The following is a 19,707-nucleotide window of genomic DNA, read 5'->3' as shown; positions in this document are numbered from 1 at the left end:
GGCTCGGGGTCGAGGTGCCGCCTCGATCGCCGGCAGCTCATCAGTGCGGCGCACGGCGTGTCGAGTGACTCCGCTGCCAACGATCACCGAGATCGCACGTGTCGCGCAAGAACGGACAAAGAGCCACCGCCGCGACCTGCGGCAGCGCCCCTGACTTTGGAAGACGCGACACAACGCACTCCCGGAACCGGCCTCCGACGTGTCACGATTCAGAGCACGGCGTGCGGACGGGCGTCGAGGGGGCCGCGCCGCAGGGCGCGTTGAGGAGGATTGCCGGGTGTCAGCGGGTGGGGCCCGCCGGGGACGGCGGGACAACGGGCTCGACGCTAGCGAGTACGCCATCGTCGGCGACGTCGATCCGCGCGTCGGTGAGCACCTGCTCGACGTGCTGGCCGCCGGCGGGATCGCCGCGTACCTGCAGCCCTCCGCCGACCTCAACCCGGTCACCCGCACCACCACGGTTCCGGCCCGCCCGGTCGACCGGCTCTACGTCGACCGCTCGCACCTGACCACCGCCCGCGACTACCTCACGCAACTCGCCGACGAGAGCGCCCCGGAGGAGCCGCCGGCCCGCGACGAGCCGGACATCGACGCCGAGTGGGCCCGCATCGTGGCCGGCTTCCACACCACCTCGACGGCCGACGAACGCCCGTGGCCGGCGGCGGAGGACGTGGACGAGCACGACGACCGGGACACCCGGGACGAGTCGACGGCCGGTCCGCTCGCCCGCTCCGGCGCCGACGAGCCCGGGCCGACCGCCACCGACGTTCGTCGACTGCCGTCGGCGACCGACTTCTCCGGGATCTCGGTCGGCCGGAGCACCCGGGGCGACGAGCCCTCGCTGCTGGACGGTCTGGACACCTTCGGCGCCGACCTGCCCGACGACGACGAGGACGAGGGTTACCACCCGCCACCCCCGCCGCCGCTGCCGCGGATCTCCAAGTACGCGGTGGTCGGCGCGCTCGCGGTGGTCGTCGGGTTCGTGCTCTTCCTCTTCCCGTCGCTGCTCCCGGTGGACCGCTCGGCGGTCACCCTGTTCGGGTTCACAGGCATCCTGGCCGGCTTCGTCACGCTGATCTGGCGGCTGCGCCCCGGCGACGAGAACGACGACGACCCGGACAACGGCGCCGTCGTCTGACGCCCGCGCCCGCCGACCGCATCGCGGGACGACGACGCCCCCGCCCGGGGCGTAACAATGGTGTAACTTACTGTCAGTAGGAATACCGCTGTACGTCACTTCCCCCGCTGACTGACCGGTTTTTCCTTGCTCGTGGCGGTCAGTCCTCTGCTGATCGGAATGCCCGAGATGCGACAGAGTTCCCTCGTGGTGGTGGCCAACCGCCTCCCCATCGACGACAGCCAGGCGCCCGACGGGGCCTGCGAGTGGCGCCGCAGCCCGGGTGGGCTGGTCAGCGCGCTGCACCCCCTGCTCCGGCACACCCCGGCGATCTGGGTCGGCTGGGCCGGCGGCACCGGGTCGGCGCCCGCCCTGCCGGACGTGGACGGCGTCCACATGCACACCGTCGCCCTCAGCCAGGAGGATCTGCGCGACCACTACGAGGGCTTCGCCAACGCCACCCTCTGGCCGCTCTACCACGACGCGGTCGAGCAACCCGAGCACCACCGCCGCTGGTGGGAGGCGTACCAGCGGGTCAACCAGCGCTTCGCCGAGGCGACCGCCGAGGTGGCCGAGCCGGGTGGCGTCGTCTGGGTGCAGGACTACCACCTGCAACTGGTCCCCGGGCTACTGCGCGCGCTGCGCCCCGACCTGCGCATCGGCTTCTTCCTGCACGTGCCGTTCCCACCCCCGGAGCTGTTCATGCAGTTGCCCCGCCGCGCCGAACTGCTGCGCGGCATGCTCGGCGCCGACCTGGTCGGCTTCCAGCGCGCCCAGGCAGCGCACAACTTCGCCCAACTGGTCACCCGCGTGCTGGAGCTGCCGGCCACCGACCGCCGGATCGGGATCGACGACCGGGTGGTCCGCATCGGCGCCTTTCCGGTCTCCATCGACACCGCCGAGATGGCCGCCCTCGCCGCCCGCCCCGACGTGGCCGCGCGGGCCCGCCGTCTCCGCCAGGATCTCGGCGATCCCCGTCAGGTCATCCTCAGCGTGGACCGGATGGACTACACCAAGGGCATCGAGCAGCGGCTCAAGGCGTACAGCGAACTGCTCGCCAGCGGCGACGTCAAGGTCCGCGACACGGTGCTCGTGCAGGTCGCCATGCCGAGCCGGGAACGCGTCGGGCAGTACCAGATCCTGCGCGAACGGATCGAGCGTGAGGTCGGCCGGATCAACGGCGAGTTCGGCCGGGTCGGTGAGCCCGCCATCCACTACCTCACCCAGCCCTTCGACCGGGCCGAACTGGCCGCGCTCTACCGGGTGGCCGACGTGATGGCGGTCACTCCGCTGCGCGACGGCATGAACCTGGTCGCCAAGGAGTACGTCGCCGCCCGGGTGGACGACACCGGCGCGCTGCTGCTCAGCGAGTTCGCCGGCACGGCCGCCGAGCTGTCCCAGGCGTACCTGGTGAACCCGCACGACCTGGAGGGGCTCAAGCAGGCGCTGCGGACGGCGCTGCGGGCCAGCCCCGCCGACGTCACCGCACGCATGCGGGCCATGCGCGCCCACCTGCACCAGCACGACATCCGGGCCTGGGCACGCTCCTACCTGAGCGCCCTGGACGAGAGCGGCGCCATGGTCAGCCGCCTCACCAGCACCGACGGCGCCGCCGTGGTGCCGCGCCCGGCGACCCGGGTCACCACTGCCACGCAACACGCCGGCGGCTGACCGGGGGCACGCCCACTCAGCGCGCCGCGGGCTCCTTCTCCAGCCAGTCGAGAATCGCGTCGATCGGCTCGGCCCAGCGTGCGTCGAGCATCAGGTCGTGCCCCATGCCGGGAAAGAGCAGCGGCGCCGACCCGTACCGGCGGGCGATCCGCGTCAACGTCGACGCCGGCACGACCCGGTCGTCGGGGCTGCCCAGCACCAGGACCGGCGGCGCGCCCACGGCCGGCTCGGCCTCCGGCTCGCCCAGCAGCGCCCACTGCGCCCGCCGACCGGCCCGGCCCAGCCGCGCCACGTGCCGCCGGGCCTCCTCGTCGGGCAGCTCGCGGCTGAACAGCTGCGCGCGGCTGAGCCGCAGCGGCCCACCGAACACCGCGGGCAGCGTCCCGGCCGGGTTGCGGCGCAGCGCCGTGGACAACATGCCCCAGCCACCGAAGACCGGCGCGACCAGCACCGCGCCGCGCGCCGGGTAACGCGCCAGCGCGTGCGCCACCACGAGCGCCCCGGCGCCGTGCCCCACCAGCACCGCCTGGCGCGGCAGGCCCGCCGCCACCTGGACCACATCATGGGCGTACGCGCGCAGCGTCGCCTCCGGCGCGGGCTCGCTGCCGCCGTGCCCCCGCAGGCTCAGCGCGTACGCCGGAAAGCCCCGCGACGCGGCGTGGCCCAACCAGTGCTCGGCGAACGCCCACGCACCGTGGCCGAACCCGGGCACGAAGAGCAGCGGAGGCCGCCCCTCCTCCACCTCGGGAATGGCACTGAGCACCTCACGTCGCGCCGGCCGGACCGGCCGGGACCACTCCCGCCCCCGCATGATCCGCAGCTCGGTCACTGGTTCAGCCTTTCGTTCGCGACTGCGGGGCTCGCAAGGCCACTCCTCGCGCTCACCGGGCTCGCCTTTCGTTCGCGACTGCGGGGCTCGCAAGCTCACTCCTCGCGCTCACTTGGCCTCCAGGTCGTGCAGGGCGCGCTGGACGGCGCGCAGGTAGTCGGCGTGCCCGACCTCGAACCAGTGCCGGCTGCTGTCCTTCACCTGCCCCGAGTAGCGCTCCCCGGCCCGGTCGCGCACCCGCTGCGCGAAAGCCGCGGCCCGCTCCGGCCGGTCCCGACGGGCCTGCAACAGCCGGGCGAAGAGCACCGTCTGCCAGTGCGACAGGGTGAAGATCCCGGAGTCCGGCTGCACCAGGCCGGCGACCGCCAGCGTGGGGTGCCCCGGTGTGAAGGCGTTGAGCCAGAGCGTGGGCCGGCCAGTGCCGGCGCTGTCACCGAACACCGAGGCGTCCAGGAACTCGAACCGCGGCAGGTAACCGGTGGCGAAGATGACCAGGTCGGGGTCGATCTCGCGGCCGTCGGCCAACTCCACCGCGTACGGGCGGAAGCGGGCCAGGTCGGGCACCGGGCCGATCCCGCCGTGACCCACGTAGTAGACGAGCTGGCTGTTGGCGATCGGGTGCGTCTCGTACACCCGGTGGTCGGGTTTGGGCAGGCCGAAACGGGTCAGGTCGCCGACGGTCAGGCGCAGCGTCCAGTGGTAGAGCCACTGGCGGACCCGCAGCGGCACCCGCATCGCCAGCAGGGCGTCGTTGACCTGGTCGGCCGGGCGCCCGAGGACGTACTTCGGCGCGTACCAGTAGCCGCGTCGGGTGGAGTGCCAGCAGCGCGACGCCTGCTGGGCGGCCTCGACGGCGATGTCACAGCCGGTGTTGCCGGCGCCGACGACCAGCACCCGCTTGCCGCGCAACTGCGCCGGGTCCTTGTAGGACGACGCGTGCATGATCTCGCCGCGGAACTCCTCCAGCCCTTCGTAGCGGGGCAGTTTCGGCGACCAGTTGTGCCCGTTGGCGATGACCACGGCGGCGTACCGGGAGGTGCGCTCGGGCCCGTAGCCGCCGGTGGAACGGGTGGTCACGTCCCAGCGGTCCCCCTCGGCGGGCTCCACCCGGATCACTTCGGTGCCGAACCAGACGTGCGACCGCAGGTCGAAGTGGTCGGCGTACCGCTCGAAGTACGCCAGGAGCTGGCTGTGGTGCGGATAGTCCGGCCATGAGTCCGGCATCGGGAAGTCGGGGAACTGGGTGAACGGCTTCGACGACAGCAGGTGGGTGCTGGCGTACACCGGGCTGCGGTCGTGCCGCCAGTTCCAGGCGCCGCCGACGCCTGTCTCCCGTTCGTAGCAGTCCACCCCGAACCCGTGCTCACGCAGATTCTTGATGGCCGTCAGGCCGCTGGCCCCGGCCCCGATGACGCAGACCGTGTCGCCCCGGTCGGAGAGCGGACGGCCGTCGCGGCTCTGCGCGGACGGAATCGCATCCGGGTCGGGCCGGCCGTGGTCGGTGGAGGTGGACACCGGGACATCTCCTTTTGTGCGGCACGGGTGCCGGTCGCCGCGAAATCCTCTCCACAACGGAGCCGGATGTCCAGCCCCGGCGCGGACCGATCGGCGGGTCCGGCCGGTGGGGGTCAGCCCGCGGTGGGCAGCAGCAGGTCGACGAGGACCGGGAAGTGGTCACTGGCCCGGCGGGTCTGCGGAGTGTCCACCACGTCGTAGTCGACCACGCTGATCCGGGGATCGACGAACAGCGCGTCGATGCGTCGGCGCGGGTCGGCGCACGAGTAGGTGAGCCGGTCCGCCCGGTCGGCGGCGATCGCCGTGTCGGTCAGGCCACGCGCCACAGTGGCCCAGGCCGGACCGTCCGGGCCCTCGTTCAGGTCGGCCCCGGCCACCACCGGACTGCTCGCCGCGGCCAGCCCGCGCCGGAACTCGGCGGCCTGGGCGGGCCGCTCGGCCGGGTCGGTGGACAGGTGCGAGCCGGCGAGGGTGAACCGGGCGTCGCCGACCCGGCAGTCGGCGTACGCGGCGCCACGCAGGTGCCGACCCGGTGTCAGCGGGAAGCGCTCACAACGGGTGCCGCGCACCTGCACCCGCAGGCTGGTCAGCAACAGGTTGCCCAGGGCGGGCAGACCGCCGGCGGCCACCACCAGGCCGAAGGACTCGGCCAGCGTGGCGGACTTCTGCCGCCACCGGAACCGGCGGGGCCCCTCCTGCACGATCACCACGTCCGGCCTCGCGGCCCGGACCACCGCCGCCAGCGCGGCGGTGTCGTCGCGCTGGCTGTGGATGTTGTACGACACCACGCGCAGCGGTACGCCGACAGCCTCGCCCATCGCCTGCCGCCTCAGATCCGGCGGGCCAGGTCGGCCGCGCCGATCACGCCGGCGCTGTTGCCCAGCTCGGCGGGCAGCACCTCGGCCACCGGCAGGCGACCCCGCTGGGCGAGCGCGTCGAGATACGAGCGGCGCGTCGGGCCGAGCAGCAGGTCACCGGCGTCGATCACGCCGCCGCCGACGACAAGGGTCTGCGGGTCGAGGATCTGCGCCATGTCGGCGAGGCTGGTGCCCAGCCACCGGCCGATCTGCGCGAACGCCTCGGCGGAGACCGGGTCGCCGCCCTGCGCGGCGGCGGTCACCATGTGCCCGGTGATCGCCTCGGCCTCGCCACCGGCCAGGTCCAGCAGGGCCGCGGCTCGCTGCGGTTCCTGCCGGGCGCCGGCGCGGGCGAAACGGACCAGGGCGCTGCCGCTGGCGTACTGCTCGATGCAGCCCAGCCGCCCACAGCCGCACTGGTGCCCGTCCGGCACGGCAAGCATGTGGCCCAGCTCCGCGGCGACGCCGTGCGCGCCGCGCATCAGCTCGCCGCCGAGCACGATGCCGCCGCCGACGCCGGTGCCGATGGTGAACATGATCATGGAGTCGTCGGCGTCCCGGGCCGCGCCGTAGCGGAACTCGGCCCACGCGGCCACGTTGGCGTCGTTCTCCACGATCACCGGCACGCCCACGGCGGCGCTTACGTACTCACGCAGCGGCTCGTCACGCCAGGCCAGGTTCGGGGCGAAGAGCACTGTCGAGCGGGTGGCGTCGATCCAGCCGGCCGCGCCGATCCCGACGGCCTCGATCGTCCGCCCGGCGGCCAGCTCGCCGACCAGCTCGATGATGACGTCGCGGGTCTTGCCGACGTCATCGGCGGGAGTGTCCCGTCGGCTCTGCACGAGAACCGTGCCGGTGTCGTCCACGACACCGCCGGCCACCTTCGTGCCACCGACGTCGACTCCGATGGTCAGCGTCACCGCTGCCGCTCCCCTCTGCTGTGCTCTCCGGCCCGCGCGCCGATGGCACGCCGGTCCGGATCGCGATGTCCCGCGCTCAGGCGCCGCCGCCCGGCGCGTCCGCGCCGGTGTCGTCGGACGCCCGCGACGCGGGCACCGCGGGTCGGCTGGTCGGCACCGGTGCGGCCACCGACCCGGCGTCGTCGACGGGTGCTGCGGTGGCCGGGGCGGATGGGCCCGCCGACCGGGTGGCGACCGACCAGACATCCCGCTCCGGCGCCGGCTGAGAATCATGCCCGGTACGGGTGGCATCGCGCCACACGTGCGCGTCGGCGGCTTCGGCGGACCGCTCGGGCGCTGCGGAGGTCGGTGCCTCGTCGTCGCTGCTCGCGGCGGATGCCGGCCACGTCGGCGCGGACGGCTCCGACGCACTCGTCGGCGGCGGCTCCGGTGGCGCGAACGCGCGGAGCAGGCTGGCCACGCCGGCCGCGAGGTCTCCGGCGCCGGTGGCGAGCCGTTCGGCGAATTCCGGACTCGGGTCGCGCAACGCGGCGATGCCGCGACAGACCGGGCAGACACAGCATTCCGGCGAACCGGTGGCGAAACCACCACCGCCGTGGGTGCCGCCGCCCGGAGCGGCACTGTGACCGAGGACACCGGCCAGCATCCCGCCCAGCGGGCCGAACGCGCCGCCCGCCGACCCGCCGGAGGCCAGTCGCGCCCCCGCGAGCAGGGTGGCGACCAGACGCTCCGCCTCTTCCCGGGCCGAACCCGGATCCGTTCCGCCCACAGTCGGCTCCTCTACCCTGCCGCCGGACGCGTCACTGCGCCGCACCGGTTGCTTCTACCCGGCGCTTGAGCTGCTTCAACGCGGTGTCCATGATCATTTTCTCGGCCTTGCGCCGAAACATGCCGAGCATCCCCACCGACAGCTCGACCTCCAGCTTGTACGTCACAGTGGTGCTCCCGTCCGGGTTCGCCACGAGGTCGTACGAGCCGCGCTGACTCCTCTGCATCCGGGAGGGGGCGAGCAGGTGCCACTCGACGCGGGACAGGTCCTCGGCGTACTCGTAGGCGAGCACGTACTCGTCGGCCATCACGCCGGCGTCGATGGCGAAACGCACCTGGCTCGCGTAGCCGTCCTCGTACTCCTCGATCACCTCGGCGTGGCGCACCGCCTCGGTCCACTCCGGGTAACTCGGGAAGTCACAGATGACCGCCGCCACCCGGTCCGGTGACGCGCCGATGATGATCGACTGGGTGGAGGAGTCCGCCATGGGGGGAGGCTACCCGGCGGGTACCGCCCGCACGCCGCGCCGCCCCCGCCGGGTAGGTTTCGACAGAGCCGACAGCCGTGGATGGGCAGTGGCCCGGCCAGTGCGAGCACGAAGGAGTGCAGGTGCGCGAGTTCTCCGTTCCGCCGATCGTCACCGTTGGCGACGCGGCCAACCTCACCGATCCGGTCTGGGACAACGCAGAGGCCGCACCGGACACCGTCCAGTTCGCCCGCGCCACCCGCTCGCCCGACGGCAGCGGCACGACCTGGGCCGAGGTGACCTGCCTGCAGTTCCGCGACGAGGTGGCGGCGGTGGCCCGGGGCCTGATCGCCGCCGGCGTCTCCCCGGGCGCCCGGGTCGCGCTGATGAGCCGGACCCGCTACGAGTGGACCCTGCTCGACTACGCCATCTGGACGGTCGGCGCGGTCACCGTGCCGATCTACGAGACCTCCAGCGCCGAGCAGGCCGCCTGGATCCTTGCCGACTCCGGCGCGGTCGCCGCCGTGGTGGAGACCGACGCGCACGCCGACCTGGTCGCCGGCGTCCGCGACCGCCTGCCCGAGCTGACCCACCTCTGGCAGATCGAGCGGGACGGGGTCGACGAGCTGGTCACCGCCGGCGCCGCCGTCGAGCTGGCCGAGGTCGAGCAGCGCCGCAAGGCCGTCCGGGCCGGCGACCTGGCCACGATCATCTACACCAGCGGCACCACCGGCCGCCCCAAGGGTTGCGTGCTCACCCACCGCAACATGTACGCCGACATCGCCAACGCGGTGCCGGTGCTGCCGAACCTGTTCAACGCCGGCGCCACCACCCTGCTCTTCCTGCCGCTGGCGCACGCGTTCGCCCGGCTCATCCAGATCGGCGTGGTGCAGGCCCGGGCCACCCTGGCGCACTGCGCCGACACCAAGAACCTCGTCGGCGAGCTGCAGGAGTTCCGACCCACCTTCGTGCTCTCCGTACCCCGGGTGTTCGAGAAGGTCTACAACGCGGCCAAGCAGAAGGCCGAGGCCGACGGCAAGGCCGGCGTCTTCGCCCGCGCCGAGCAGGTCGCCATCTCGTACAGCGAGGCACTGGAGACCCCGCGCGGGCCCGGCCTCGCGCTGCGCGCCCAGCACGCGGTCTTCGACCGGCTCGTCTACCGCAAGCTGCGCGCCGCGCTCGGCGGACGGTGCCGCGACGCCATCTCCGGCGGGGCGCCGCTGGGCGCCCGGCTCGGTCACTTCTTCCGCGGCGTCGGCGTGACGGTCCTGGAGGGGTACGGGCTGACCGAGACCTCGCCGGCCGCGGCCGCGAACCTGCCCACCGGCACCCGGATCGGCACCGTCGGGCGGCCGCTGCCCGGCGTGACCGTCCGGATCGAGGACGACGGCGAGATCCTGATCTCCGGCGACCTGGTCTTCCAGGGCTACTGGCACAACGAGGCGGCGACCACCGAGGCGCTCAGCGCCGACGGCTGGTTCCGCACCGGCGACCTGGGTCAGCTCGACGCCGACGGCTACCTGAGCATCACCGGCCGCAAGAAGGAGCTGATCGTGACCGCGGGCGGCAAGAACGTCGCCCCGGCGGTGCTGGAGGACCATGTCCGCGCTCACCCGCTGGTCAGCCAGTGCGTCGTCGTGGGGGACGCGAAGCCGTTCATCGCCGCGCTCGTCACCATCGACGAGGAGGCGTTGCCGACGTTCCTCGCTGGCGCCGGTCTGCCCCCGGACACCCCGCTCGAGGAGCTGCGCGAGCACGAGGGCCTGCGCGCCGAGGTCCAGTCCGCGATCGACGCCGCGAACCAGGTCGTGTCGAAGGCCGAGGCGATCAAGGTCTTCCGGATCCTGCCCCGCGACTTCTCCGAGGCCACCGGTGAGCTGACCCCGTCGCTGAAGGTCAAGCGACAGGTCGTCCACAAGACGTACGCGGCGGAAATCGCCGACATCTACCGCAGCTGACTACCATCCGTCACGTGCCCGCATCCGTATCCGCCACACCACACCCGCATCCCCTCGCCGCGGCCGCCCGCCTGGTGATGCTGGCGCTGGTCGCGATCCTGACCCTGTTCGCCACCCGCGACGTCACGCAGCTGTGGTGGATCGCGCTGCTGGCGGTGGCCGGAGCGCCGTCCCTGCTCGCCCCGCAGCACCGGCTGATCGGGCCGCTGAGCCGGGTGGCCGAGGTGGTGGTGCTGGGGCTGGCCGCGAGCCAGGTCGCCGCGGTCGCGTCGATCGGGGGCACCGTCGACGGGCTCGGGGCCTCCGCGGTGCTGCCCTACCTGGCGGTGCCGGTGACCGTCACCGCCCTGCGCCGCCGCTTCCGCGAGGGCACGGCGCTGCTCGCGGTGACCGCCGGCACGCTGCTGGTCAGCGGCGGGTTGACCGAGGTCGACGGTGGGCGTCAGCTCGGCCAGGTGGGTTACCTCGCGGTCTGCGCGCAGTGGCTGATCCTCGCCGCGCTCGGGCTCTACGCCGCCGGCACCCTGCACCGGGTGATGGCCGTGCGCGGGGAGGGCAAACCCCAGCCGTACGCCGAGGCGACCCGGTTGCTTACCCAACTACGGACGGTGGCCCGGCAGCTGCCCGGGGCGACGCTGGACCCGGGCGGCATCTCCGAGCACCTCCTGGAGGAGTTGCGCACGGTTGCTCGGGCGGACCGGGGCGCGGTGCTGTCGGCCAGCGGCGGGGGCCGGCTCGTGGTGCTCGCACAGGCCGGGTTGGACCGGGTGGACTGGGAGACGACCCTGGACGCGGACTCGGCTATCGCCGACGCCTGGGCCAGCCAGCAGGCCACGACTGCCGCCCGCTCGCAGTCGCGCTCACACCGGGGCGGGGACGTGTCGGCGCTTATCGTCCCGCTGGTCGCCGGGGTGCGCACGGTGGGGCTGGTGGTGCTGGAGGCGGACGTCGGGCAGGCGTACCCGCCGCCGGTGGTGTCCCGGGTGACCGGGCTGACCCGGCCGGCCGCGCTGCGGCTGGAGGCGGCGCTGCTGTTCGACGAGGTCCGCTCGCTGGCCACCAACGAGGAGCGGCAGCGGCTGGCCCGGGAGATCCACGACGGGGTGGCGCAGGAGTTGGTGATGGTCGGCTACGGCATCGACAACGCCATGGCCACCGTCTTCGACGACGCCGACGAGACCGCCGAGGCCCTGCGCACGCTGCGCGGCGAGGTGACCCGGGTGATCCAGGAGCTGCGGCTGAGCCTCTTCGAGCTGCGCAGCGAGGTGGACCGGCAGGGCGGGCTGGCCGCGGCGATCGCCGAGTACGCCCGGACCGTGGGCGCCTCGGGCGGGCTGCGGGTGCACCTGTCGCTTGACGAGTCCACCGCGCGCCTGCCGGCGGCCACCGAGGCCGAGTTGCTGCGCATCGCGCAGGAGGCGGTGACAAACGCCCGCAAGCACGCCGGAGCCTCGAATCTCTGGGTCACGTGTGAGGTGGACCCCCCGTACGCCCAAATTGAAGTGTCGGATGACGGTCAGGGGATGGCTGACCAGCGCCCCGACGGACGGTACGGTCTTGCGATCATGGCCGAGAGGGCGGAACGTATCCGGGGCCGGTTGGAGATCAGGCCGCGGCAACCCAGCGGCACGACCGTGGCGGTGGTTCTCGGCACCTCGTCCCGGCGCGACAACGTGCGCGACAGCGCAGCACCAGAAGGGGAGTAACCCGAGGATGACCACAAGTCCGACACCGGCCACCCGCACCAAGGTCCTCCTTGTTGACGATCATGACCTGATTCGCAAGGGCCTGCGGCACGCCTTCGAGCGCGACCGCCAGTTCGAGGTCGTCGGCGAGGCCGCTACCGCGGCTGAGGGGGTACGCCAGGCCGGCGCCCTGCAGCCGGACGTGGTGATCATGGATCTGCGGCTGCCCGACGGCAGCGGCCTGGAGGCCACCCGCGCGCTGCGCAAGTCCAGCGCGTCGATGGGCATCGTGGTGCTGACCATGTACGCGGGCGACGACCAGCTCTTCGGTGCTCTGGAGGCCGGCGCGAGCGCCTTCGTGCCGAAGACCGCCCCGGCCGACGAGGTGGTGGCCGCCGCGCGGCACGCCGCCTCCTCGCCGAGCGCGTTCACCGCCGCCGACCTGGCCGAGGCGATGAAGCGTCGCCTCGCCCCGTCCGGCCCGCAGCTCTCCCCGCGGGAGGGGCAGGTGCTGCGCCTGCTCGCCGACGGGATGAGCGTGGCGGGCATCGCGAAGCAGCTGTTCGTGAGCGAGTCCACCGCCAAGACGCACATCTCGAAGCTCTACGAGAAGCTCGGCGCCGCCAACCGGGCGCAGGCGCTGATGACCGCGCTGCGGCTCGGCCTGCTCGAGGCGCCGGACGCCCCGAAGTTCTGATCCGTGCCCGCTCGTCGAGCGGGACACCGCGACCGAAGGTCCGCGCCGGCTCCCCCCGGCGCGGACCTTCGTGTATCGACCGACGTCGGCGGGAATCTGGCGGCAGGCTATGGTCTGGCGGGCACGTCGGGGGCAGAATACCCGCGCGGGCGACGACGCCCGCGTCGCGGACTCAAGGGGTTGAGCGCATGCAGCGGCCGGACTGGGCACCCGACACCATCGACATCGAGCGCCCGAGCGTCGCGCGGATGTACGACTACTACCTCGGCGGATCGCACAACTTCGCCGCCGACCGGGCCGCCGCGCAGGCGATGGTGGCAGCCGTACCGGAGGCGCCGCTGATGGCGCAGGCCAACCGGGCGTTCCTGCGCCGGGCGGTCCACCATCTCGCCGAGGCCGGCGTCCGACAGTTCCTGGACATCGGCTCGGGCATTCCGACGGTCGGCAACGTGCACGAGATCGCCCAGCGCATCGACCCACGGTCGCGGGTGGTCTATGTGGACGTCGACCCGGTAGCGGTGGCGCACAGCCGGGAGATCCTGGCCGGCAACGACCGCGCGGTGGTCGTGCAGGAGGATCTGCGGAACCCGGAGCGCATCCTCGCCGACCCCGACGTCCGCAAGCTGCTCGACCTGAGCCAGCCGGTGGCCGTGATGATCGTGGCCGTCCTGCACTTCGTCTCCGACTCCGACCGTCCGGCGGAGTTGCTGGCGACGCTGCGCGACGCGTTGGCGCCCGGCAGCTACCTGGTGCTGTCCCAGGTCAGCGACGACGGGCGCAGTGGGGACGAGCGGGCCGAGGCGGAGCGGGTCTACCAGCGCACCGACAGCCCGCTCTGGATTCGCAACCGGACCGAGCTGACGGCGCTCTTCGACGGGTTCGAGCTGGTCGACCCCGGCGTGGTCTGGGTGCCGCAGTGGCGACCGGACACCCCGGAGAGCGCGGAGGACGCCGAACGTGCGGCCTTCATGGGCGGCGTCGGGCGACTCGGTGACTGAGTCGCCCGGGGCGGGCACCCGCCCGGGCACCTTCGCCCGCGCGTGGGCCAAGGCGGTCTCCGGCACGAGCTACCTGCCGATGACCCAGGCCCAGCTCGAGGCGCTGTTGCACCGGCTCACCGGGCAGCTGGCCGGCGCGCTGCTCGCCGAGCCGTTCGACCTGCGGGCCGGGCACCGGGTCGGCGCGGAGCTGGTCGCCGCGCACATCGCGTCCGCGGAAGGGCTGGGCCGTACGGTCGAGGTCATCCAGCTCCGGCTCGTGCGGGACCTGGGACTGGTGGCCGAGGACGTCGAGGACCGGATGGCGCGGCTGCTGGCCGCCGTGGCGACCGGCTACGCCCGCGCGCTGCGCGACCGGACCCTCGACGAGCAGGAGTCGATCCGTCGGGCCGCCATGGTGGCCCGCACGCAGGCCGAGCGGGCGCTACGGACCAGCGAGGCGCGGTTTCGCCACCAGGCCACCCATGACCCGCTCACCGGCCTGCCCAACCGGACGCTGTTCACCGAACGACTCACCGCCGCGCTCAACGAGCCGGGCCGGGGCGCCCAGCGCGTCGGGGTGTGCTTCCTCGACCTGGACCGCTTCAAGGTCGTCAACGACAGTCTGGGGCACCAGGTCGGCGACCGGCTGCTGACCACTGTGGCCGAGCGGCTGCGTCAGACGCTCGGTGAGCACCTGGTGGCCCGCCTCGGCGGGGACGAGTTCGTCATCCTGGTGGAGGACGCCGCCGGCACCGACGCCGTCGTGGAGGTGGCCGAGAGCGCCCTCGCGGCGGTCCGCACACCGGCGGTGGTCGACGGGCACGAGCTTCAGGTCACGGCGAGCATTGGCATCGTCGAGCGGCAGGTCGCCGGTGCCAGCCCCAGCGACCTGATGCGGGCCGCCGACAGCACCCTGCACTGGGCGAAGTCGGCCGGAGGGGCGCGCTGGGCGCTCTACGACGCCGAACGCAACCGCCGCGAACTGGCCCGCTACGCCCTCTCGGCGGCCATTCCCGCCGCGCTGGAGCGCGGCGAGTTCTACCTCGACTACCAACCCCTCACCTCGCTGCGCGACGGCCGGCTGCTCGGCGTGGAGGCGCTGGTCCGCTGGCGGCATCCGGAGCTGGGCGTCCTGCGGCCGGACAGCTTCATCGCGCTGGCCGAGGAGACCGGCCTGATCGTGCAACTGGGCGGGTGGGTGCTGGCCGAGGCGTGCCGGGAGGCGGAGGCGTGGTCGGCGGGGGGCGTCCAGGCGCCGTTCGTGAGCGTCAACCTGGCGGTGCGGCAGGTGCACCGGCCCGGCCTGGTGCAGGAGGTCCGTACGCTGCTGCGCCAGACCGGTCTGCCACCCGAGCGACTCCAGTTGGAGATCACCGAGAGCACGATGATGAGCAGCGCGAAGGAGCCGGTGCGCGCGCTGCGGGTGCTGGCCGATCTCGGGGTACGCATCGCCATCGACGACTTCGGCACCGGCTACAGCAACCTGGCGTACCTGCGGGACCTGCCCGTCACCGAGCTGAAGGTGGCCGGGGAGTTCGTGGCCGGCCTGCGCTCTCCTGCGGTGGGGCGTACCGACGAGCGGATCCTCGCCTCGCTGGTGTCGCTGGCGCACGCGCTGGACCTGACGGTGACCGCCGAGGGGGTGGAGACCGCCGGGCAGGCCGAACGGCTGCGAGCGATCGGGTGCGACGCCGCCCAGGGCTGGCACTTCGGCCGGCCGGCCCCCGCCGATCGCATCCTGGCCCGCATCCGCTGAACCGCAGCCGCCGGTAGACAGCGTCTACGCCCGGCTGGTAGACAGTGTCTATGAGCGCGGAGGAGGCGGGCGTACGGGCCCGGCTGGTGGCCGCCGGCGTGGACCTGGTGCTGCGTGAGGGCCAGTCGGCGGTGTCCCTGCGGGAGATCGCCCGTCGGGCGGGCGTCTCGCACGGCGCGCCGCGCCGCTACTTCCCCACCCACGTCGACCTGCTCTCCGCCATCGCCCGGGAGGGCTTCGCCGACCTCAGCGCCCGCGTCGAGGGGACCCTGCGCGGGGCGGGCCCGGACCCGCGTACCCGCCTGGTGGCGCTGGCCCGGACGTACCTGGACTTCGCCGCGGCGCATCGCGGCATGTTCGAGCTGATGTTCCGCCACGACCTGCTGGCCAGCGGTCGTCTGCGGCTGCGCGAGACGAGCCTGCCGCTGTTCACCCTGCTTGTCGACCTGGTCGCGCAGGTGCGCCAGCCGACCGACGCGCCCGCGCCGGTGCTGGCCGGCGCGCTCTGGGCCAACCTGCACGGCATCGCCCAGCTCTGGGCCTGGGGCAGCCTGCCGCTGGCCACCGGCGCCACCGACGACGACACCCTGCTGCGGGCCGCGCTCGACGCGCACCTCGGCCCCGCGCCGCACTGAACCGGAGAAGACGTGCCCCTGCTGTACGACCTCACCAAGCTGACCGTCGGCACCACCCTGCGCCTGGGCTGGCGACCCCAGGTGGACGGGCTGGAGCATCTGCCCCGACACGGCGGCGCGATCCTCGCCAGCAACCACCTGTCCGTCGCCGACGAGATGTTCCTCGCCAGCTTGTCGCCCCGACACGTCACCTTCTGGGCCAAGGCCGAGTACTTCACCGGCCGCGGTCCGGCTGGCTGGCTGAGCCGGCGGATCGTCGCCGGCATGGGCGCGATCCGGGTCGAGCGGGCCGGCGGCCGAGCCGCCCTCACGGCCCTCGACGCGGCCGTGCCGGTGCTGCGCGCCGGCGGTCTCGTCGCCATCTACCCGGAGGGCACCCGCTCCCCCGACGGGCGGCTCTACCGGGGTCGGACCGGCATGACCCGACTCGCCCGCGACGCCGAGGTGCCGATCATCCCGGTCGGCGTGCTCGGCACCGCCGAGGTCCTGCCGGTCGACGCGCGGCTGCCCCGCCGGCACCCGGTCACCCTGCGGTTCGGTCCGCCGATCCCCGTCGCCGGGCGTATCACCGGGCCGCGCGACATCCGGACGATCACCGACGAGGTGATGGCCGCGATCCAACGGCTCACCGACCAGGAGTACGTGCCCCGCTACGCCCCGCCCCGGCCGGCGCGCGGCTGAGCACGGGCGGGCGTCAGCCGGCGAGCAGAGCAGCCATCCGCTGCGCCTGCGCCTCCCAGCGCCACTCCCGCTCCACCCACGCCCGACCGGCCGCGCCCAGTTGGCGGGCCAGATCGCGGTCGGCGAGCAGCCGGGACACCCGGTCGGCGAGCTGGGCGACGTCCCGGCCACGGACCACGTACCCGGTCTCTCCCTCACGGACCGCGTCCGGGGCGCCGCCGGAGTCCCCGGCCACCACCGGCAGACCGGTCGCGGACGCCTCCAGGTAGACGATGCCCAGCCCCTCCACGTCCAGCCCGCGGTTGCGGGTGCGGCAGGGCATCGCGTAGACGTCGCCGGCCGCGTAGTGCGCCGGCAGGTCGGCCGCCGGCACCGAACCGGTGAACACCACGTCCCGCTCGACGCCCGTCTGCCGGGCCAGCTTCTCCAGGGTTGCCCGGTACGGCCCGCCACCGACGATCAGCAGCGCTGCGTCGGGCACCCGGCGGCGGATCTCCGGCAGTGCCCGGATCAGCATGTCCTGGCCCTTGCGCGGCACCAGCCGGGACACACAGACCACCACCGGCCGGTCGGTCAGCCCCAACCGGGCCCGGACCGGCTCACCGTCCACCGTCGGGTGGTAGGTGTCCACGTCCACACCCGGTGCCAGCCGGCGCAGGTCGGTCACCCCGTCCAGCACCCGGGCCAGCCGCGTGCGGGTGTACTCGCCGAGGTAGGTGGTCACGTCGACACCCCTACCGATGCGCCGCAGCGCCGGCCGGGCGGCCGGCAGCGCCGCCCAGCCGACCTCGTGGCCGTGGGTCTGCGCCACCACCCGGCGGATGCCCGCCCGTCGCCGCAGCCCGGCGGCGAGCAACCCCAGCGGGGCCGCCGCGCCGAACCACACGGTGTCGCAGTCGTACGCGCGGGCGAGGCGGGCCGCCCGGCGGGCGATCAGCGGGGTGGGCAGCAGCACCCGGGTGCGCTCGCGGATCACCTCGAACGGCTGGTCGGCGTCGAACTTCGCGGCACCGCGCCAGCTCGACGCGTACACGACCACCGAGCCGGCCGGTTGGCGCACGGCGAGGTTGTGCACGAAGGACTGGATGCCGCCCGGACGGGGCGGGAAGTCGTTGGTGATCAGCAGCGTGCGGCTCATCGGGCGGCCTCCCGGGCGTACGCGCGGGCGGCGGCCATCCGCTCCACCGTGGACGGATGCGAGGCGGAGTAGAGGTATTCCCAGCGCGGCGGATCGGGATCGCCCAGGTTCACCGAGCCGAGGCGGCGCTGCATCGACTCGAAGGCCACCGGATCGCCGGTGAGCGTGAGCGCGTGCGCGTCGGCGCGCGCCTCCACCCGGCGCGACAGCAGCGCCTGCACCGGGGTGGCGACCAGGCCGGCCACCGTGACCAGGGCGATCAGCAGCGGAAACGCGCGTGGATCGGCCACCGAGTCGACGCCTGCCAACCGCAGCAGCAGCCCCCACGAGCCGAGCAGGTAGAGCGCCACCACGGCGGCGGCCGCGCCCAGCGCCCCGGTCAGGGTGCCCACCGTGACGTCGGAGTCCTTCGCGTGGCCCAGCTCGTGGGCCACCACCGCGGTCACCTCGGCCGGGCTGGCCTCGCGCAGCAGCGTGTCGTAGACGACCACCCGGCGGGTCGGCCCGAGGCCGGAGACGTACGCGTTGACAGCCCTGGTGCGCCGCGAGGCGTCGGCGACAAGCACGTCGCGCACCGGCACCCCGTCCCGGGCGGCCATGCTCATCAGCTCGGTGCGCAGCGGCCCCTGCTCCAGGGGGGTGAACTTGTTGAACACCGGCTCCACAAGCACCGGCAGCACGAACGAGAGCAGCACCACCAGCAGGGCCGCGCCGGCCGCGCCGAACGCCCACCACCAGCGCGGGGCGAGCCGGATGACAGTGTAGAAACCGAACAGCGCCACCGCGCCGATCACGGCGCTCACCGCGTACGACTTGAGCAGGTCGACAGCCCAGCCGCTCCACCCGTTGGTGCTCAGCCCGTAGCGGGTCAGCACGCTCTGCCGCCACGCCGAGAACGGAAGCGTGAGCAGGTCGGCGACGAGCACCACGGCGAGACCGCCGAGCACCGCCCGCGCGATCCAGTGCCCGCCGAACGGCCGGCCCACCAGCTCGACGAGGCGACTGCCCAGCGGCGTGAGGCCGAGCGCGACGGCGATCAGCAGCCCGACGGCGAGCGCGGCGTAGCTCCCGGGGCGCAGCGCGGCACGAAATTCGCGCCCCTTGGCCACCTGCTCGGCCGGGAGGTCGCGCAGCGCGGCGAGCTGGTCGGCGCGGGGCGCCGGCGGCCGGTGCCAGGGAATGAACAGCGCGGCGGTCACCAGCAGGGCCACCGTCAACCCGGCCAACGTCAGCAGCGCCCAGCCGCGCGGCGTCACCGGCGCACCGCCGTGCGCGCCACGCGATGGGCGCGCGCAGCATCGACGAGCTCGCCGTGCTCGCGTCGTACCCCGCTCATCCCGCCGCTCCTCCCGCCGTGACCGCCCATCCTATGGCCCGCGAAAAGCCCGCTCCGGACGCGGTGTCGCGCTCCCGACGACCTGGCGCGCGGGCGGACTCAGGCGACCGGCGGACCCGGGGTGCGGGCGGACTCAGGCCACCCAGCGACCTGGCGTGCGGGCGGACTCAGGCCACCCGACGGACCCGGCGTGCGGCGACGCCGGGCCGCGCGGGCGCGGCCAGCACCTCGACGTCGAAGCCGGCCCGGGCGAACACCTCGATCGCCTCGACCTCGGCGGCGACAAGCCCGGCCGCCGGGGACGTCTCGTCGAACAGGGCGGTCAGCGGGCAGCCGGAACAGCCGTCGGCCCGCTTCGCGCACCCGTCGCAGTCGATGAGCATCGCACCTCCCGATCGCTCGCGGTGCGCAGTCGACGCCCTGTCGTCGTCGCCCGAGCACCGTCGGTCACATCGACGCTATCCACCGGGTACGACAGAACCGCCCGCACCGCCCCGTTGAGGGCTAGATCGACTCCAGATCAGCGAAATCGGGGTATCCCGACCGGTCGGACACCGCGACATCGGCGATCCCGTGACGAGCCAATCGCCGGTCAAGTGCCGGCCAAGCGCCTGTTCCGTCCATGGTGTCCACTGCGATCGTGATGCCACGGCCGAGCGGAACCGGCCGAACCCCAGGTCGACCCACGGAGGACTCG

At 73.6% G+C, this 19,707-nt stretch carries 18 protein-coding genes; 9 read left to right on the top strand and 9 right to left on the bottom strand.

The features are described from left to right. Positions 1-277 precede the first annotated feature (277 nt). Positions 278-1,138 (top strand): DUF308 domain-containing protein, encoded by an 861-nt coding sequence (locus ACGFIE_RS19140; RefSeq protein ID WP_393296265.1) that lies wholly within the window; start codon positions 278-280, stop codon positions 1,136-1,138. A gap of 168 nt (positions 1,139-1,306) precedes the next feature. Continuing rightward, complete coding sequence (locus ACGFIE_RS19135; protein WP_393296263.1) at positions 1,307-2,788, top strand: trehalose-6-phosphate synthase; 1,482 nt, start codon at positions 1,307-1,309, stop codon at positions 2,786-2,788. A gap of 16 nt (positions 2,789-2,804) precedes the next feature. On the opposite strand, the gene ACGFIE_RS19130 is transcribed toward ACGFIE_RS19135, so the two are convergent. The 6 genes from ACGFIE_RS19130 to ACGFIE_RS19105 all read right to left on the bottom strand — a co-directional run bounded on the left by ACGFIE_RS19130 (position 2,805) and on the right by ACGFIE_RS19105 (position 8,165). Further along, positions 2,805-3,599: an alpha/beta hydrolase gene (locus ACGFIE_RS19130; RefSeq protein WP_393296414.1), complete on the bottom strand. Its 795-nt coding sequence runs from the start codon at positions 3,597-3,599 to the stop codon at positions 2,805-2,807. Positions 3,600-3,725: 126 nt separating this feature from the next. After that, positions 3,726-5,132, bottom strand: a complete 1,407-nt coding sequence (locus tag ACGFIE_RS19125) for a flavin-containing monooxygenase (RefSeq protein WP_393296261.1) — start codon at positions 5,130-5,132, stop codon at positions 3,726-3,728. A 113-nt stretch (positions 5,133-5,245) separates the two neighbouring features. Then, the gene (locus ACGFIE_RS19120) at positions 5,246-5,950 is read right to left on the bottom strand and encodes an endonuclease/exonuclease/phosphatase family protein (protein ID WP_393296259.1); all 705 of its coding nucleotides are present in this window, start codon (positions 5,948-5,950) and stop codon (positions 5,246-5,248) included. Positions 5,951-5,961: 11 nt separating this feature from the next. Beyond that, complete coding sequence (locus ACGFIE_RS19115; RefSeq protein ID WP_363683094.1) at positions 5,962-6,909, bottom strand: ROK family glucokinase; 948 nt, start codon at positions 6,907-6,909, stop codon at positions 5,962-5,964. 76 nt (positions 6,910-6,985) lie between these two features. Then, complete coding sequence (locus ACGFIE_RS19110) at positions 6,986-7,678, bottom strand: hypothetical protein (protein WP_393296257.1); 693 nt, start codon at positions 7,676-7,678, stop codon at positions 6,986-6,988. A gap of 31 nt (positions 7,679-7,709) precedes the next feature. Beyond that, the gene (locus tag ACGFIE_RS19105; protein ID WP_393296255.1) at positions 7,710-8,165 is read right to left on the bottom strand and encodes an SRPBCC family protein; all 456 of its coding nucleotides are present in this window, start codon (positions 8,163-8,165) and stop codon (positions 7,710-7,712) included. A 122-nt stretch (positions 8,166-8,287) separates the two neighbouring features. Here ACGFIE_RS19105 and ACGFIE_RS19100 point away from each other — a divergent pair, with 122 nt between their 5' ends. The 7 genes from ACGFIE_RS19100 to ACGFIE_RS19070 all read left to right on the top strand — a co-directional run bounded on the left by ACGFIE_RS19100 (position 8,288) and on the right by ACGFIE_RS19070 (position 16,536). Next, complete coding sequence (locus tag ACGFIE_RS19100; protein ID WP_393296253.1) at positions 8,288-10,102, top strand: AMP-dependent synthetase/ligase; 1,815 nt, start codon at positions 8,288-8,290, stop codon at positions 10,100-10,102. Positions 10,103-10,179: 77 nt separating this feature from the next. Continuing rightward, entirely contained in the window at positions 10,180-11,808 is a 1,629-nt protein-coding gene (locus ACGFIE_RS19095; RefSeq protein ID WP_393296412.1) for a GAF domain-containing sensor histidine kinase, read from the top strand. A gap of 7 nt (positions 11,809-11,815) precedes the next feature. Further along, positions 11,816-12,484: a response regulator transcription factor gene (locus ACGFIE_RS19090; protein WP_007072219.1), complete on the top strand. Its 669-nt coding sequence runs from the start codon at positions 11,816-11,818 to the stop codon at positions 12,482-12,484. A gap of 188 nt (positions 12,485-12,672) precedes the next feature. Next, positions 12,673-13,482, top strand: coding sequence for an SAM-dependent methyltransferase (locus ACGFIE_RS19085; RefSeq protein ID WP_393296251.1), 810 nt, complete (start codon positions 12,673-12,675; stop codon positions 13,480-13,482). A 79-nt stretch (positions 13,483-13,561) separates the two neighbouring features. Continuing rightward, positions 13,562-15,220 carry a putative bifunctional diguanylate cyclase/phosphodiesterase gene (locus ACGFIE_RS19080; RefSeq protein WP_393296410.1) on the top strand — a complete coding sequence of 553 codons (1,659 nt, stop codon included), beginning with the start codon at positions 13,562-13,564 and terminating at the stop codon, positions 15,218-15,220. A 50-nt stretch (positions 15,221-15,270) separates the two neighbouring features. Next, positions 15,271-15,855: a TetR/AcrR family transcriptional regulator gene (locus tag ACGFIE_RS19075; RefSeq protein ID WP_393296249.1), complete on the top strand. Its 585-nt coding sequence runs from the start codon at positions 15,271-15,273 to the stop codon at positions 15,853-15,855. Positions 15,856-15,867: 12 nt separating this feature from the next. Continuing rightward, positions 15,868-16,536: a lysophospholipid acyltransferase family protein gene (locus tag ACGFIE_RS19070; RefSeq protein ID WP_393296247.1), complete on the top strand. Its 669-nt coding sequence runs from the start codon at positions 15,868-15,870 to the stop codon at positions 16,534-16,536. Positions 16,537-16,549: 13 nt separating this feature from the next. On the opposite strand, the gene ACGFIE_RS19065 is transcribed toward ACGFIE_RS19070, so the two are convergent. From ACGFIE_RS19065 to ACGFIE_RS19055, 3 genes are all read right to left on the bottom strand, one after another. After that, positions 16,550-17,674, bottom strand: a complete 1,125-nt coding sequence (locus tag ACGFIE_RS19065) for a glycosyltransferase family 4 protein (protein WP_393296245.1) — start codon at positions 17,672-17,674, stop codon at positions 16,550-16,552. Next, positions 17,671-18,930, bottom strand: coding sequence for a M48 family metallopeptidase (locus ACGFIE_RS19060; RefSeq protein ID WP_393296243.1), 1,260 nt, complete (start codon positions 18,928-18,930; stop codon positions 17,671-17,673). The genes ACGFIE_RS19065 and ACGFIE_RS19060 overlap by 4 nt, the downstream gene beginning before the upstream one ends. A gap of 247 nt (positions 18,931-19,177) precedes the next feature. Next, the gene (locus ACGFIE_RS19055) at positions 19,178-19,393 is read right to left on the bottom strand and encodes a hypothetical protein (RefSeq protein ID WP_363683114.1); all 216 of its coding nucleotides are present in this window, start codon (positions 19,391-19,393) and stop codon (positions 19,178-19,180) included. Positions 19,394-19,707: the final 314 nt, after the last annotated feature.

The organism is Micromonospora sp. NPDC049275 (assembly GCF_043197115.1).
In the GTDB taxonomy this organism is placed as follows: domain Bacteria; phylum Actinomycetota; class Actinomycetes; order Mycobacteriales; family Micromonosporaceae; genus Micromonospora.
Note: the sequence above shows the minus strand (reverse complement) of the source record. Positions and strands in the feature narration are given on the sequence as shown.

Bases quoted from the DNA above. Each gene is read 5' to 3' on its own strand.
- ACGFIE_RS19135 (WP_393296263.1), top strand. From the start codon at position 1,307: ATGCGACAGAGTTCCCTCGTGGTGGTGGCCAACCGCCTCCCCATCGAC.
- ACGFIE_RS19130 (WP_393296414.1), bottom strand. From the start codon at position 3,599: ATGCGGGGGCGGGAGTGGTCCCGGCCGGTCCGGCCGGCGCGACGTGAG.
- ACGFIE_RS19120 (WP_393296259.1), bottom strand. From the start codon at position 5,950: ATGGGCGAGGCTGTCGGCGTACCGCTGCGCGTGGTGTCGTACAACATC.
- ACGFIE_RS19105 (WP_393296255.1), bottom strand. From the start codon at position 8,165: ATGGCGGACTCCTCCACCCAGTCGATCATCATCGGCGCGTCACCGGAC.
- ACGFIE_RS19095 (WP_393296412.1), top strand. From the start codon at position 10,180: ATGCTGGCGCTGGTCGCGATCCTGACCCTGTTCGCCACCCGCGACGTC.
- ACGFIE_RS19090 (WP_007072219.1), top strand. From the start codon at position 11,816: ATGACCACAAGTCCGACACCGGCCACCCGCACCAAGGTCCTCCTTGTT.
- ACGFIE_RS19085 (WP_393296251.1), top strand. From the start codon at position 12,673: ATGCAGCGGCCGGACTGGGCACCCGACACCATCGACATCGAGCGCCCG.
- ACGFIE_RS19080 (WP_393296410.1), top strand. From the start codon at position 13,562: ATGACCCAGGCCCAGCTCGAGGCGCTGTTGCACCGGCTCACCGGGCAG.
- ACGFIE_RS19075 (WP_393296249.1), top strand. From the start codon at position 15,271: ATGAGCGCGGAGGAGGCGGGCGTACGGGCCCGGCTGGTGGCCGCCGGC.
- ACGFIE_RS19065 (WP_393296245.1), bottom strand. From the start codon at position 17,674: ATGAGCCGCACGCTGCTGATCACCAACGACTTCCCGCCCCGTCCGGGC.
- ACGFIE_RS19055 (WP_363683114.1), bottom strand. From the start codon at position 19,393: ATGCTCATCGACTGCGACGGGTGCGCGAAGCGGGCCGACGGCTGTTCC.